This is a genomic window from Thalassotalea atypica (genome assembly GCF_030295975.1).
Lineage (GTDB): Bacteria > Pseudomonadota > Gammaproteobacteria > Enterobacterales > Alteromonadaceae > Thalassotalea_F > Thalassotalea_F atypica.
Map to the genome: position 1 here is coordinate 2,481,759 of NZ_AP027364.1, position 15,392 is coordinate 2,497,150.

12 protein-coding genes are annotated in these 15,392 nt (G+C 39.8%); 8 read left to right on the plus strand and 4 right to left on the minus strand.

Annotation, left to right across the window (positions count from 1 at the left end; translation table 11 throughout):
* The gene (locus QUE03_RS11440; RefSeq protein WP_286261539.1) at positions 1-810 is read right to left on the minus strand and encodes an outer membrane lipoprotein-sorting protein; all 810 of its coding nucleotides are present in this window, start codon (positions 808-810) and stop codon (positions 1-3) included.
* Positions 811-841: 31 nt separating this feature from the next.
* On the minus strand, positions 842-3,478 hold the full coding sequence (locus QUE03_RS11445; protein WP_286261541.1) for an efflux RND transporter permease subunit: 2,637 nt from the start codon (positions 3,476-3,478) through the stop codon (positions 842-844).
* A 117-nt stretch (positions 3,479-3,595) separates the two neighbouring features.
* Here QUE03_RS11445 and QUE03_RS11450 point away from each other — a divergent pair, with 117 nt between their 5' ends.
* Both QUE03_RS11450 and QUE03_RS11455 read left to right on the plus strand, forming a co-directional pair.
* Positions 3,596-3,907, plus strand: a complete 312-nt coding sequence (locus QUE03_RS11450) for an ArsR/SmtB family transcription factor (RefSeq protein ID WP_286261543.1) — start codon at positions 3,596-3,598, stop codon at positions 3,905-3,907.
* A gap of 317 nt (positions 3,908-4,224) precedes the next feature.
* On the plus strand, positions 4,225-5,034 hold the full coding sequence (locus tag QUE03_RS11455; RefSeq protein ID WP_286261545.1) for a hypothetical protein: 810 nt from the start codon (positions 4,225-4,227) through the stop codon (positions 5,032-5,034).
* Positions 5,035-5,139: 105 nt separating this feature from the next.
* Here QUE03_RS11455 and QUE03_RS11460 read toward each other — a convergent pair whose 3' ends face one another.
* Positions 5,140-5,757: a LysE family translocator gene (locus QUE03_RS11460; protein WP_286261547.1), complete on the minus strand. Its 618-nt coding sequence runs from the start codon at positions 5,755-5,757 to the stop codon at positions 5,140-5,142.
* 323 nt (positions 5,758-6,080) lie between these two features.
* Here QUE03_RS11460 and QUE03_RS11465 point away from each other — a divergent pair, with 323 nt between their 5' ends.
* From QUE03_RS11465 to QUE03_RS11475, 3 genes are all read left to right on the plus strand, one after another.
* A complete protein-coding gene (locus tag QUE03_RS11465) occupies positions 6,081-6,740 on the plus strand; it encodes a YehS family protein (RefSeq protein WP_350227386.1) in 660 nt (219 codons plus the stop codon).
* A gap of 27 nt (positions 6,741-6,767) precedes the next feature.
* A complete protein-coding gene (rlmF, locus tag QUE03_RS11470) occupies positions 6,768-7,676 on the plus strand; it encodes a 23S rRNA (adenine(1618)-N(6))-methyltransferase RlmF (protein WP_286261548.1) in 909 nt (302 codons plus the stop codon).
* A gap of 220 nt (positions 7,677-7,896) precedes the next feature.
* Positions 7,897-8,910, plus strand: coding sequence for an AraC family transcriptional regulator (locus QUE03_RS11475; protein ID WP_286261550.1), 1,014 nt, complete (start codon positions 7,897-7,899; stop codon positions 8,908-8,910).
* Between the two features lie 118 nt (positions 8,911-9,028).
* Here QUE03_RS11475 and QUE03_RS11480 read toward each other — a convergent pair whose 3' ends face one another.
* Positions 9,029-10,099 carry an AraC family transcriptional regulator gene (locus QUE03_RS11480; protein WP_286261552.1) on the minus strand — a complete coding sequence of 357 codons (1,071 nt, stop codon included), beginning with the start codon at positions 10,097-10,099 and terminating at the stop codon, positions 9,029-9,031.
* 394 nt (positions 10,100-10,493) lie between these two features.
* Between QUE03_RS11480 and QUE03_RS11485 the strand changes: the two genes are divergently transcribed.
* From QUE03_RS11485 to QUE03_RS11495, 3 genes are all read left to right on the plus strand, one after another.
* The gene (locus QUE03_RS11485; RefSeq protein ID WP_286261554.1) at positions 10,494-11,186 is read left to right on the plus strand and encodes a crotonase/enoyl-CoA hydratase family protein; all 693 of its coding nucleotides are present in this window, start codon (positions 10,494-10,496) and stop codon (positions 11,184-11,186) included.
* Between the two features lie 502 nt (positions 11,187-11,688).
* Positions 11,689-13,491 carry an FAD-dependent oxidoreductase gene (locus QUE03_RS11490; RefSeq protein WP_286261556.1) on the plus strand — a complete coding sequence of 601 codons (1,803 nt, stop codon included), beginning with the start codon at positions 11,689-11,691 and terminating at the stop codon, positions 13,489-13,491.
* Positions 13,492-13,493: 2 nt separating this feature from the next.
* Positions 13,494-15,392: a 2-oxoacid:acceptor oxidoreductase subunit alpha gene (locus QUE03_RS11495; RefSeq protein ID WP_286261557.1), complete on the plus strand. Its 1,899-nt coding sequence runs from the start codon at positions 13,494-13,496 to the stop codon at positions 15,390-15,392.

Consider the following 15,392-nt stretch of genomic DNA (forward strand, 5'->3'; position numbering starts at 1 on the left):
CTACTTTAACCAAGCTTTGGGCGGATTACGCAAGCTACGCTCAGCAAAAATACTATCGGGTAAACCGGCATCATACTTCACCTTCCTAAACTGCATCTCGGTATAACTGTTGTCAGAAAACTGAGTAATTTTTGAATGTATAACAGTGGTAAAGCCCTGTACGTCTTTTGTTTTAAGCACTTCCATTTTACGGATCTTATTGTCATTTTTATCAAAATAAGTCACTTCCATTGGCAACGAAGTTATCTTGTCGATTTTCGCTACCATGTAAGCAAATTCAACAGTTGTAGGGTCTTTCGGTTCCCCTTTAACAACATAAAAATCACCGGTGCTTTGCTCAGCTAAAAGTGTGTAATTGTCTTCTCGTGGATTACGACCAGAAACGTCTTCATAATAAAAATGTGAGCCTACAAACGAAGTACGCTTATCGCCTGCAGATATACGTTTTACTAAATCAAGCGCTGGTAAATACAACCAGCGATCATCTTCTGATTTCACCTTCTTCGTCACATGAAATACGGTGCCTTTAACGTCGGTCGGGCGAGAAAAGAACACCAGCATATTTTGATCACCAAGATCTTCGATGTCTTTCCTTAAGATAGTGAACTGGCGCATTTGCTTGTTACCACGAGCATCAACAATAATCATACGTGCTTGTGCACTACCATCATCACCCGCGTAATATGACACTAAGTTTGCCTGCATTATAATTTCATCAGCATTGGTTAACTCTTGTGCCATGGTATGCATTGGCGCGATTAAGTTAACCGCAACGAAAGCCAGCAAATATCTTTTTATTTGATTGAACATAATAAGGATCCTAAGTATAGAAAAGCACTAGTTACGAACTAACCACAGACGTTTTCTTACTAAGTAAAATAAGTAACGCCGGTAATAAAATTAATGTCACTAATGCAGATAACGCCATGATGCTCGCGAGAAAAAAACCAACGGTGATATAAGGCACTAAAGGTGAAAAAAGCAATGGCGTGAAACCAAGAGCGATAACAATGGCATTTCTCGTAATCGCGGTAGCGGGCTCCTTAAACATCAATGACATAGCGGAGTACACATCACCCATTTCGTCAATTAATGTTCGTGCTCGCTGTAAGAAATGAATGGCAAAATCGATAGATAAGCCAAGCGTCAGTGCCGAGAGTACAGCAATGGGCATGTCGTATGCTTTGCCGAGCCAACCAATCAAGCCATAAATCATGGTGATGGTGAATGTCAGGGGTAACATCGCAAGTACGCCGTATTTTATCGAGCGAAACAATATCGTCATCATGAGAAAAACAATAACAAAACTTGACACTAAGCTATCTGCCATGCCGCTTACCATCGCATCTTGCCAGACAATATTGAGATAGGACTTGCCTGCCCAATGAAAATCAAGCTCAACCGGCGCAGGATTATTTTTAACATATTGCGCAACCCAATCCACGACTTTGGAGGTGTGCTGGTTATCACCGCTGGTCATTTGCAGCCACATCAGACTTTGCTGAAAGTCTTTGCTGACAAAGTGCCATAAATCTTGTGGTCGATGAGAAGACTGGTATTGCAATAAAGCTTGCGCAACTCCAGCTTTAGTTTGAGGTATGTTGAAATCTTGTTCTGTGCCGGATTTTAGCTCTCGGTTCACGGTTTTAATGATGTCATTTAACGTATTGGCTTTACCAACCAAACCGCTTTGAATCATGGCGTTTTGAAAACTCGACATCCAGAGTAAAACGTCAGGCTGAGTAAAAATTTGGCTTGCATTAAATGCCCTATCCGCCACAGCCACCAATTTGTTGATATCCATGGCATATATATCTTCACTGTCAAAAGCTAAATCATCAAGCAATACCAGTAATTCTTGAGAGAAGAATGACGAAGAACTCGCTTTGCTTTGCTCAATGTAGGGCTCAATCGATTCAATGTTCAGCCCTTTAGCTTTAATAGCATTAAGTTCGGCAACAAAGTTATCGACAGCACGGTTATCTTGTATTGAAGCACCATCTAGTACGAACCATGCATCATAAGTGCCTGCAAAATGTGCGTTTAATGCCTCGTCGGCAATGCGAATTTCATGGTTCGCTTTAAACCAGTTTATTGGGTTGTCATTAATCTCAATCTGTTTGATTCCCAAAACGCCAGCTATAAATAAGACAACATACACCGGAAAAATAATTGTACCTTTGTTTGTTGCAAAATGACCAAGTTTGGCCAGCATCTTGGTTAGCTTTCCTGTCGCCGCAAGGCGCTCTTTCACCAAATGTAGCTTTTCAACTTCATTCGGGGACAACCGAGACAAATAGACAGGTACAAAGATAATCGTCAGAGCAAAAGCCAGTAAAATACCACTACCAATAAACGCGCCAAAAATTTGTACCGGTGGAATCGGTGTTAACATCAGAGAGAAAAAACCAACAGCTGAAGTTACTGACGTTAACAGCATAGGCTTGTATAAATGACTCATCACCTGCGCAATAGTTGTTTTCAAATCAACCGATTTATTATGTCTATCGGAAAACTCCGAAAGAATATGCACAGAATCAACCACAGCGATCGGCATTAGAAAGATAGCGATCATTGACGACATAATATGCACAGTAAAGCCCATACCTATCAATCCCCCCATGATAATAATAACTGTCGCCATGGCGACAATCATCGGGGCGATGAGTAAAGGAACACTGCGAAAGAAATACCACAACAAGGCAACGATCACGAGCCCAGCTAAAGGAGCGGCAACGCCCATTTGAACAAACATCTCAACGCCAAACTGATCTTCTGCAATCGGTAAACCCGTGATGTGAAAGGCTAACGATTGAGACGATATTTTTGTTTTATGTATGGCTTTAATATCGCTAATAAATGTTCTTATTTGTTCGCCTATATCATACGACAAATCCTTAGATACTATTGGTACATAAATAGCGATTGCTCTGTGATCGCTTGCGACTAATGTGTTATTCAACAGTGGGAGTCGTGCTACCGCGTTGCGCACATTTTCCACTTCTGTTGTTGATTCTGGCGCTTGCTTCATCAAATATTCAAACCGTATTCCGGAAGCATTGCCCTGAGCATCAATAAACTGAGTAATGTTATCAACCGTCGTTAACGACAATAAATCCTCCTTAACAACCCCGTCTATCTCTTCTATTTGAGCAGCTAAGTCTCCAATCACCGTCAAATTATCTAATGTAAAAATGTCTTTTTCGCTGACAATACCGACAACTATCATGTCTCTCATGGCGAAATTTTGCTTTGTTTGTTGATGAAACACCCTTGCATATGCGTCAGAGCTAAGCATGTTTTCAGGATCAGTATCAATTTTGATGCTTGGAATCATCAGTAAGGCGATTAATACGAGTACAGAAATAATTGAATAGATAAACTTAGGCTGCACGAATGCCCACGTTAATAGTTTCTCGTAGCGAGTTTGACCTTGTGCTGATATCAAGTTGAAGTCCCCAATTAACTTTAGCGCCATAACATTAACAACCACTAAATTAGATAAACGTAATATATGTTCACTAATATAGACAATTACATTAGGAATGTCTAATATATAATTCTATTTTATGTATTGGGATTAAAAAGTAGTTTTATGAGTACTAACGTCATTGATTTTGAGAACATTAAGGACAACGCTAAGCGGGCTGCTGCTTTGCTGAAAGCATTAAGTAACGAAAGTCGCCTCATGATACTTTGCCATTTAGGTGAAAATGAATTATCCGTTACTGAATTGAATAAGTTAATAGACTTAAGCCAATCGAGTCTTTCTCAGCATTTAGCTCGATTGCGTCAAGATGGATTCGTTTCAACAAGACGTGAATCTCAAACAATTTACTATCGCGTCGAAAATCCGGTAGCAATGAAAATCATCTTGGTATTACAGGATGAATTTTGCAAAAAGTAGTTACAAATAACATACCGCATGGCTAAATGGTTGCGTGTAAACCAATCACCATTGAACTTAATTACGGCTAAAAACATCAATAACAGCCTTAAAGTATCACCTTTATAACACGCGTTTCATAAATTTATAGTGAATTTTAACTCGCATTGAGTCGTTAAACTCTCTGTCCCCATTACAACTAATAACACTGATTACAACATAACACCTTAGTTACAAATCAGCACAATTTAACTAATAATTTCAACAGTAAATACTGAACTTGAGGAGTAAGATTTCATCAATTCAAAAAATATGAACAAATCGTATTGGAGTAATTTATGAAAAACTCAAGTTTAAAAGTAATATTGCCTGCTCTTGTAGCTGCTCTTGTATCACAAACAGCGTTCGCTGCTGATACAGCAGAGGAAAAAGAATTACAAGACATGTCAGATCCTCTTGCCGTGTTCTCTCAATTCGGTGTTGGTTACACTGATCGAGGGCTTAACATCAAATATGGTAAGTCATATGATCCAGGTGTAGAAAACACTATGGCAATGAACATTGTTGAGTTAAAAGGCTTCCTTGGTGAAGACATTGGTTTTTCTCAAATTGTTGAAGAAGACAATTCAATTGACTCGTTCCGTTTCCGTAACTTTAAAGTAGATATGACTAACGGCCGAGGTAATCAAATAGATATTGCTTACGACATTGAAACAGATACCGCAAACGCATCATACAGCTTTATCCAAGCGTTACCTAAATGGGGCCGAGTGCAGTTCTTCCCAATTTTAGGTGCTGGTGTCACTATTCAAAACGATGCTATCGATAGCATTGAAAACGGCGAAAAAGTCATTGACGAAGGTTATTCAATGACAGGTACATACACTGTTGCTGGTATGTACAGTAAAGTAACTATCACAGACAATATTTGGTTCAACTATAACCCAATGTTCTTAAGCTCTTTATCTGGCTCAGATTTTTACAAAGATAATGCATATGGTATGGGGAATAGCGATATTTTATTGCACGAAGTCGCACTAAGTTATCAAATTAACCCGCGCAGCAATGTTCGTTACTTTGCTAACTTCTCAGACGAAGTTAACTACAAAGACGGCGAACACAGAATTGAGTACAACTACCAATTCTAATCTGTCCTGAGTTGAATGAGTTGGTCAATTGTTAACAAACAATGGCCAATTCATTTTATTTTCCCATCTAGCTAAACTATTTCGAAAAAAACTTCCTTTTTATCTTTACTTCATTAATGCTAATGCAGAAGCAAATGATAGAAACAAACTCCCTGTTATTTTAGAAATCCAGCCTTTACTAATTAAAGGCGTTAATCGTCTTTTAAACTTACAGCCAAGCAATGCATATGCAGATGTAAACAAGAACGCATTAGTTAAACTAGTACCTGCAAGCAACGCAAATTGTGGTAACAGCGGCGCATCAGGTTGAATGAATTGTGGAAAAAGAGCGGTAAAGAAGACCAAACCTTTAGGGTTCGTAATACCCAACACAAAACTTTTACGAAATAAACTCAAGCTTGACGGCATGTCTTGATAATCCGTTGAGATCGCCCAATTGCCTTTGCTTTTCCATATCGCTACGCCAATATAAGCTAGATAGCCTACGCCGATGTACTTCACAATGGTGAAAAGTAGCTCAGAACTAACCAATAACGCACTCACCCCCACTACCGAGGCTAATGCTAGCATGAATACAGATGTCACATGCCCAACAACACCAGCAAGTGCTTTACGGCCGCCAAAGTTCAAACCATTACTGGCCGCAAGTAGTACTGATGGACCAACACTAACAGAAGCGATACAAGAAATACTGAGATAAATAAGGTAAGAATCAAAGGTCAAAATGCGGCTCGAACACACAGTTAAAAAAGACGCGGCAGTTTACCCGTATTGAACAAAGAAACAAGCAATAGTCTTACAAAACTTAATCACAGATCAATAAATTTTCAATGCTGAATTGATTCTTAGGTGTTTAAATTGGAATATTAGACTGTACAAGACGATTCGATGGCACTGTGTGTTTCACTTATCAGTAGACCCTAATTAATTTTATTTGCACCAAAAGCCCCTAACCACAATATTTTTTGATAAAATAGCGAGATTATTTTGCAGCGAATAACGCATCAGTTATATCGCCTAGATGACATTTTTACCAAGGATCCTTTGTGACCAATAACGATATTTTACGCCGCTTACGTTATAGCTTTAACTACAACGACAATAAAATGATTAACATTTTTAAACTAGCTGATGCTATGGTCACTCGTGCAGAAGTCAGTGCATGGCTAAAAAAAGAAGAGGATGAAGGTTATAAAGAAATGGCTGACATCACCCTGGCAACCTTTCTCAACGGTTTTATCACAGAAAAACGTGGCGCTAAAGAAGGGAATAAACCGCAACCTGAAACAACGTTAAACTACAATATCATCTTAACTAAACTCAAAATTGCGTTGAACTTAAAAGCCGAAGACATTATCGAGTTGCTGTCATCTGTCAATGTCACTATCAGTAAGCCTGAGTTAAGCGCTTTTTTCAGAAAATCCGATCATAAGCATTACCGTGTCTGTAAAGCACAAATTATGCGTAATTTTATGAACGCTTTGCAGAACAAATATCGCGTCGCCAAAAAAGAGCCTGCAAGTGCAAAGCAACAACATAAAAAGTCGAACTATAACGAATCCAGTAAGCCTCGTCATGACAATACAGCACGTCCTAAAGCAAGCACACCTTATGTCAATCCAAAAGCTAAAAAGATTGAAAAGCCTAAATCTGAGCGAAAAGTATTGAAACTCACGCCAGAAGAAATCTGGAAGAATCACGATTAAATTTTATAGTGTAGGCTCAAATTAGCAATGACGGTAAAACATCAACTTCATCCTCGTAACCAGCATAAAAGGGGTTACGACTTTAAAGCTCTGTGTAAAACACTACCGTCGTTAAAGCCCTACGTATACCTTAATAAATATCAATCAAAAACCATTGATTTTTCTGATCTTCAAGCGGTAAGAACGTTAAATCAGGCACTGCTTGCTCATTTTTACCAAATTGATAATTGGCATATTCCCCAAGAGAATTTATGCCCACCGATCCCTGGCCGAGTCGATTACGTTCATTATATTGCTGACTTGCTAAATTCGTTAAACGACAGCAAGAACGTAAGAGTATTGGATATCGGCACAGGAGCAAGTTGTATATACCCTCTTTTAGGGTATCGAAGTTACGGGTGGTCATTTGTTGCTACAGATATCGATCCAAAATCGATCAGTAACGCTCAATCTATTTTGACCAAAAACAAAATTGCAGAAAATCAAATTGAATGCCGACTACAATCGGCACCAAGCAAGATATTTGATGGTATTGTTAAACCAGATGAAACATTTGATTTGACCATGTGCAATCCTCCCTTTCATCAGTCGTTAGCCAAAGCAATGCAAGGAAATAGCCAGAAGTGGGCAAACTTAAACAAAGCAAAAGGCAACATCAGCACAGGAAAAGAAACCAAAGCGGCTCTTAATTTCGGCGGGCAAGAAGCAGAGCTTTGGTGTCAAGGTGGCGAGCGGACTTTTGTTCGAAACATGATCAAAGAAAGCCGTAAGTATGGACATCAAGTCACATGGTTTACTTGCCTTATTTCGCAAAAAGATAACGTTAGTCCTTTGAAGTTAGCATTGAAGAAGCAAAACGTCACACAAAGTAAAGTAGTAAAAATGGCGCAAGGACAAAAAGTTAGCCGCTTTATTGCATGGAGTTTTCAAGCGTAGGATAAGCTCTACGTCTAAAGATTGGTTATCACCAGTTGAGGCAAAATAAGCACTCTATTTCAAAAATCTAATAATATTTGCTGGTCAAGCGTGTTGTGAAAGCCAATATCAAATATTTAACAGTTCAGACTGGAACACGACTTAATCCTATCTATGTTTTTAAATAACCAATTAATTAGGCTAAGATGTAGGCCTTGTAGTTTCTGGCACCAACCATCACATGAATGATAGAACCATTACAATTCATTATATCAATGCATTACTCAGTGGCTTAAAACAACACGGCAAGAATGCAGATTTACTGCTAACAAAATTTGGTATAACGCAAGACATGTTATCGGATTCATCTACTCGGGTATCATTTGCGGTTTATGCTGCTATCAATCGTTACGTTTGGAAGGTACTTAAAGATGAAAATATGGGCTTTGGTTATAAGCCTTTGCCGAACGGCGCTTTTTATTATGCAGGTTCGCTAGCTATTGGCTCTGAAAATTTAGAAGGGGCATTAAAGCTATTAGTCGGTTTTTACAATTATGTTGAGCATGGTTTTACGCTAAATCTCACGATTGGCGACGACGAGAGTGAAATTGAAATCAAATTAATTGATCCCTCTCTAGACTCCCATCACATGCTTGCTGATTTTCTTATGGTCTCTTTTCACCGTTTTTGCTGTTGGCTGATAGGCCAACAATTAGAACTACAGCAGGTTGAATTTGACTTTCCGACTCCTGTACATAAAGTGGAGTATGCACGTCTATTTTCCTGCCCCAAAAAGTTTAGTGCAAACAAACTGGCCATACGTTTCACTAGTGATTATTTGTCACATTCTATTGTAAGAAACACTTTAGAATTTAATGATTATGTCGCGGTGACCCCCATGAACATCTTACTAAACCCTGTTGCAGAGGATAACTACACCACTAAAGTCAAACAGCTCATTGAAGGACATCTAGATTCTGATTTTCCTAATTTTGAAGATGTCGCCACACAATTAAGTATGGTGCCTAAAACCTTGCGACAGAAACTTAAGCTAGAAGGCTGTACATATCAACAGATAAAGGATGATATTCGTCGGGACTTGGCCATATACTGCTTATATCAGCCAAACTATACAATTGCTAATATCGCAGAAAAAGTAGGATTTACCGAAACAGGTGCCTTTATTAGAGCGTTTAAAGGCTGGACAAATTATACGCCAGGGAATTATCGAGCACAGTTCATTTCTACTTCATAAATACTCTGTCGGTGTAACTATTGTTTCAAAAAACATGATGTAGAACTAAAAGTACACCAATCGCACTATGTCCTGTAACTATTACACAATAATCGATAAAAGCGTCGCAATTGATAATTCAAAGAATATTCATGGCTTGTTTGTATGTGTTAGGTGACATCTTAGTCCAGTTTTTAAATGCGCGCGCAAAATTGCTATAGTTTGAAAAGCCTAGTAAATGTCCTATATCGGCTACCGATAAATCCGAACATTGAATGTAATCTAGTGCCAGTTCATGGCGACATTCTTCAACAATCGACCTGAAGGTACAATTATACATCTCTAATCGACGTTGCATGGTGCGCTCACTCATGTAAAAACGATTTGATATACTGCTCAATGAGCTATTCTCTTTGGATAAATTTTGTTTCACCAGTATCTTTATTTGAGCAATAAGATCGTCGCGCTCCAATAACCTAACCCTATCTTTTAATTCTTTGGTACTAAGATCTAAGTTTCCATATAAATTACTATCAAGCTGTACTTGTCTCTCAAGCATCTCGTGCTCAAAAGCTATTTCAAAAATAGGCTGTTCAAATTCAATGTCGCAGCGGAAAAAGCGACGGAAGTAACTGACGTCTTTTACTAATGGTCGCATGGTTTTTACGTGCTTAGGAGCAAAGTCATCACCATAATGCTGTCGGCATAACGTAATAATAGCGCCTAGAAATGCATCCATGTTTATTGCAGGAATGTATTCATCGGTACATACCGTTACTCGCACACTATAGCCATCTTTCATCTTAACTACGCACAATTTGGCTGCATCAGAAAATAGCTGAAAGTACCTAAACATGGTTTCTAAGCCTTCTAGTGGTGTTTGTGTTCGCCACATCGTTGGCCCAAGGAAGTTAAATATTTTAGGGTTGGCAAAACGCCCAGCTTTGATGCCAATAGTCTCATCTTGAGTCATATCATATAATTTTTGCCAAAGATTACATGAATTAAGATTGGTGATTCTGTAGTTAACATCCGTCAGACGTTTCAAATCAATTTGTTCTTGGTGAAAGAAAAGTTTTTGATCTATGCCTAACTCATCAAGTACAGGTAACATTAATAAGAGATAGCTGCCACTGACGTAAGCACCATCTGAAGGCTTGTCGTGGTTTAAGTCCGGGGTAGTTATGCAATTCAAATGAGGGGCCGGCATTGATCCAGTAACCGTTAACTGTTGTATATTTGCTGTTTACCATAGCACTATTGTCGGCTCAGGAATAGTCAACCAACTACTTAACCTAACTAGCTCACCAAAAGCGCAATAACGCCTCACATTTCATGTGCTATAAATAAGCTCCCCTATTATAGCCCAATCTATCGCAGGGCTAGACAGTAAAGTGTCGCCGTTCAATAAATACATTTTAAAAGCACTATTGGCATTTCTCTTTAAATGAATTACACATCAAAAATTCAAACAAGTGTTTAAATTGCTTTTATAATTGATTTTAATGCGTTAAATTTGTCGGTCATCATAAGCTTGCAGTTAAGTTTGTAGCCCAGTTAACTTCAATGCTGAGTCTAAAGAATTTGAACAATAAGGAGCCACAATGGCCTTAGTTACCACAGAAATAGAAGAACAAATTGCGACAATCACTATAACTAACGGCAAAGTAAACGCTATTTCTCACCAAGTGATTGACGAATTAAACGCAGCTCTTGATCAAGCTGAACAAGAAAAAGCCGTTGTTATCTTAACGGGGCAACCGGGTATTCTTTCTGGTGGATACGACTTAAAAACCATGAAAGCGGGCCCTGACTCGGCAATCGGTTTGGTCACCAAAGGATCTAACCTAGCTCGCAGAATGCTCGCGTTTCCCTACCCTATTATTGTTGCATGTAGCGGCCACGCTGTTGCAAAAGGTGCGTTCATATTATTAAGCTGTGATTATCGCATCGGTTGTGACGGTGACTTTAAAATTGGCTTAAATGAAGTCGCAATAGGTATGACGATGCATAATGCGGGTATTGAAATTGCGCAAAGCCGTATCCCAATCAACTACCTTAATCGTTCAGTTAACAATGCTGAAATGTTTGATCCAAAAACGGCAATTAAAGCGGGCTTTTTAGACATCATCGTCGCCCCAGAACAATTGATGGCAACAGCTAAATTTACTGCAGAACAAATGAAAAAACTTGATATGACTGCACACATTGGCACCAAATTAAAGCAACGTAAAGCGTCGTTAGCAGCCCTTGATCAGGCAATCGAAGTTGATGCTAACCTAGTGATTAACTTATAACACCTAGTTAATGAACGCCCTGACATGGTTAGGGCATTCGTTTTGTCGCTCAAATAACCATCCGTAAACCGCTGTCATCGGCTAAAGTTATAGCGCTCATGACTTATCCTATCCCCACACTGCTAATTTCTTTGTTGCTAAATAGGCATCAAACTAATACTACTATGGTCCAATCGTTGAACACGCCTTAAATATATACACTCGTCTATGCGGGTCAGAGCTTTCCTATTATTGATTAGCTAATATTTCAACAAAGTTAATGTTATGCCTTGAACTATATTCATCTGTAAACACTAATGAACATAGACACTATTTCAAGTCTTGATTAATAAGTGCACTACCTATGGACAAATAGTAGTCATTCGGTGTTATGTTATAGCTACACTTAAATAGTATTTTTGTGCTCGGTACTAGGGATAAAAGAATACCGTGTGATTCAAGAAAATATATACATTCAATGTCTATTCATTAGTGAACTGGAATCGTTATAGAAGGTAATATTGTGGATATAAAAAAGAAAGAAAATATCGAATTTTTCCACCAAGTTGTTGATTGTCAATATGCATGCCCTGCTCATACCCCCGTCCCAGAATACATCCGCTTAATTGCTCAAGGTAAATACAACGAAGCCTATATGGTCAATTGGCAGTCCAACGTATTTCCAGGCATCTTAGGTAGAACCTGTGATCGCCCTTGTGAACCCGCATGCAGGCGCGGACGATTAGGTGATGATGAAGAGCCCGTAGCAATATGTCGTTTAAAGCGAGTAGCTAGCGACAACAAAAACAACATATCCAGTTTATTACCTAACATCCCAACGAAGAAGAACGGGAAACGGATTGCACTTATTGGTGCAGGCCCTGCATCACTCACTGTTGCACGAGATTTAATGCCATTAGGCTATAACATCACTTTATACGATGAACAATACAAAGGTGGCGGTATGATCCGCAGCCAAATACCCAGCTTTCGCCTACCCGATGAAGTACTGGATGAAGAAGTTAACTATGTATTGGATATGGGCGTTCATACCCTTTTCAATCAACGGGTCGACTCACTCAAAGCGGTTTTACAGCAGAATTTCGATGCCGTTTTTATAGGCACAGGAGCGCCAAAGGGAAGAGATCTAGCACTCCCTGGGAGAGAAGAAGCTAGGGCAAATATTCATATTGGTGTTGAATGGCTTGCTAATGTTGCTTTTAAACATACCAGCGCTATTGGTAAAAAAGTGATTGTATTGGGTGGTGGTAATACGGCAATGGATTGTTGTAGAACCGCATTACGATTGGGAGGCAAAGACGTCACTGTTACCGTACGTAGCCCTTTTGAATCCATGAAAGCTTCTCCATGGGAAATAGAAGATGCGCAACATGAAGGCATTCCTATTTTGGACAATCATGTACCGAAAGAATTTATTGTCGAAGACTCTAAGCTAGTCGCTATGCGTTTTGAAAAAGTAAAAGCTGAATTTGATGAGCAAGGTAATCGTAGTTTAATTCCCCTAGATGAACCCCCCGTTATTATCGAATGTGACGACGTGCTAATTGCCGTTGGCCAATCAAATAGCTTTCCTTGGATAGAGCGAGACATCGGCATCGCTTTTAATAAGTGGGATATGCCAAAAGTTAATCGCGAAACATTTGCCACCACGCATGAAAAAGTCTTTATCGGCGGTGACGCGGCATTTGGCCCCGAAAATATTATTACGGCAGTCGCTCACGGTCACCAAGCCGCAATATCAATTGATTTATATTGCCATGGAAAGGACATAAAACAACGGCCAGACGCAGGTGTGAATTTGCTCAGCCAGAAAATGGGGGTACATGAATGGAGCTATGACAGTCCGGTCAGTAATGACGACAGAAATGCCGTGCCATTAATGGAGCTAAAAGAAGCCCTTAAGAACTTGAGCAATGAAGTAGAACTAGGTTTTGATGAACAGCGAGCCATTTCGGAGGCCGCGCGTTGTCTCAATTGTGATATGCAAACGGTATTTACTGAAGATAAGTGTATTGAGTGCGATGCTTGCGTTGATGTCTGTCCGACAAAAGTTTTAACCATGACGGGCAAGGAAGAAGATGAATCGACGCTTAGAGATAAATTGACCATTCCCGCTAAAAACCTAGAACAGCCACTTTATGTTTCCGGTGACTTAGCAACAGGTCGAGTAATGGTTAAAGATGAAGACATATGCCTGCATTGTGGCTTATGCGCTGAGCGTTGCCCAACAGGAGCCTGGGACTTACAACAATTTACCTATATTGAAGCTAAAGCCTGTGACAATTTAGCGCATAAGGCAGAATAATCATGAGTAATAAAACAAATACAAAATCAAAAGTACCTACTCTAAAGTCGGTCAATGAATTGGTCATAAAATTTGCCAACGTTAACGGTACAGGCTCTGCTAGCGCTAATAACATGTTTGCTAAAGCGATTTTTAGAATGGGGATTCCTGTTACCCCAAAAAATATTTTTCCTTCAAATATTCAAGGGTTACCCACATGGTACGAAGTACGTATCAGTGAAAAAGGCTATCAAGGACGACGTGAAGGCATCGACATGATGGTTGCTGTTAACCCGCAGAGTATGGATAAAGATGTTAAGTCGGTACGCGCGGGCGGCTACTTTGTTTACGACTCCACTCGTCCTATAGATATTCGCTACATACGCGAAGACATCCACTATATCGGTATACCACTTACTGACATATGCCGCCAAGAATATACGGATGCGCGTCAACGCCAATTATTTAAAAATGTTATTTATATCGGCGCGTTAGCAGCGTTGCTTGGCATAGAGTTTAATGTGCTGTCTGATTTAGTCGGCGATCAGTTCAAAGGCAAGCAAAAGCTAATCGCACCGAATATTCACGCGTTAGAGCTTGGTTATCAATATGCCAATAACCATTTTGACTGTCCTTTAGCTATTCGCGTTGAACGACGTGATTTAGTAAAAGATCGCATCCTAACCACAGGCAACAATGCTACAGGATTAGCAGCCGTTTATGCAGGTGCTACTGTTGCGGCTTGGTATCCTATTACGCCTTCAACGTCGGTTGTTGAAGCGTTTGAAAAATATGCATCAAGGTTAAGAATAGATGCCGGCACAGGTCTAAAGAATTATGCCATTGTCCAAGCAGAAGATGAGCTGTCTGCTATTGGCATGGTGATTGGTGCTGCTTGGAATGGGGCACGTAGCTTCACAGCAACCAGTGGGCCAGGTATTTCTTTAATGAGTGAATTCTTAGGGCTGGCCTATTTTGCCGAAGTTCCTGCGGTTTTGATTAACGTGCAACGTGCTGGACCGTCAACAGGTATGCCAACACGTACACAACAGCCTGATGTGTTGTCTTGTGCTTACGCTTCTCACGGTGACACTAAGCATGTGTTGTTATTTCCTTCAAACCCGAAAGAGTGTTTTGATTTAACCGCAGAAGCCTTTGATGCTACCGATCGCTTACAAACGCCTGTTATTGTCATGCCAGATTTGGATTTAGGTATGAACGATCACCTATGTGAGCCATTTACATGGGACGATAGCTGTCGGTATGATCGCGGTAAGGTGCTTAATGCAGCGCAACTTGACGAGCTAAGCGCACGAGGTAAACGTTTTGGCCGGTACAATGACGTTGACGGTGATGGCATTTGTTATCGCACTTACCCCGGTACCCATCCTACTAAAGGTGCTTTTTTCACTCGCGGTACATCAAGAGACCCTTACGCCGTTTACAGTGAGGACGGCGATGTTTACGTTGAAAACGTAAATCGTTTAAATAGAAAATTTATCACCGCCAAACAAATATTGCCTGCCCCCGAGCAAGTACCGGCAAAAAACACCAATAAAAAGTCTGAAGTCGGTGTAATTTATTACGGCACCAGTGACGCTTCCACTAGAGAAGCGCTTGATATTTTGGCTGCCGAAGGTGTGTTTATTGATGGCTTGCGTATTAAAGCGTTTCCGTTTCATTCACTAGTTGAGCAATTTATTCATAATCATCAGCAAATTTTTGTCATTGACCAAAACCGAGATGGCCAAATGCGCACTTTGCTTGTCAATGAACTAGATGCTCAGCCAAGTAAGTTAATCAAATTACTCAGTTACGACGGTATGCCTATTACTGCTCAAAACATTCGTCAACAAATTGAGAACCACTTATTTACTGAGAAAACGAAAAAAAAGACCGCCAATACCAAGAGAGGTAAATAA

Bases quoted from the DNA above. Each gene is read 5' to 3' on its own strand.
- QUE03_RS11480 (WP_286261552.1), bottom strand. From the start codon at position 10,099: ATGCCGGCCCCTCATTTGAATTGCATAACTACCCCGGACTTAAACCAC.
- QUE03_RS11495 (WP_286261557.1), top strand. From the start codon at position 13,494: ATGAGTAATAAAACAAATACAAAATCAAAAGTACCTACTCTAAAGTCG.
- QUE03_RS11475 (WP_286261550.1), top strand. From the start codon at position 7,897: ATGAATGATAGAACCATTACAATTCATTATATCAATGCATTACTCAGT.
- QUE03_RS11445 (WP_286261541.1), bottom strand. From the start codon at position 3,478: ATGGCGCTAAAGTTAATTGGGGACTTCAACTTGATATCAGCACAAGGT.
- QUE03_RS11455 (WP_286261545.1), top strand. From the start codon at position 4,225: ATGAAAAACTCAAGTTTAAAAGTAATATTGCCTGCTCTTGTAGCTGCT.
- rlmF (WP_286261548.1), top strand. From the start codon at position 6,768: ATGACGGTAAAACATCAACTTCATCCTCGTAACCAGCATAAAAGGGGT.
- QUE03_RS11440 (WP_286261539.1), bottom strand. From the start codon at position 810: ATGTTCAATCAAATAAAAAGATATTTGCTGGCTTTCGTTGCGGTTAAC.
- QUE03_RS11485 (WP_286261554.1), top strand. From the start codon at position 10,494: ATGGCCTTAGTTACCACAGAAATAGAAGAACAAATTGCGACAATCACT.
- QUE03_RS11450 (WP_286261543.1), top strand. From the start codon at position 3,596: ATGAGTACTAACGTCATTGATTTTGAGAACATTAAGGACAACGCTAAG.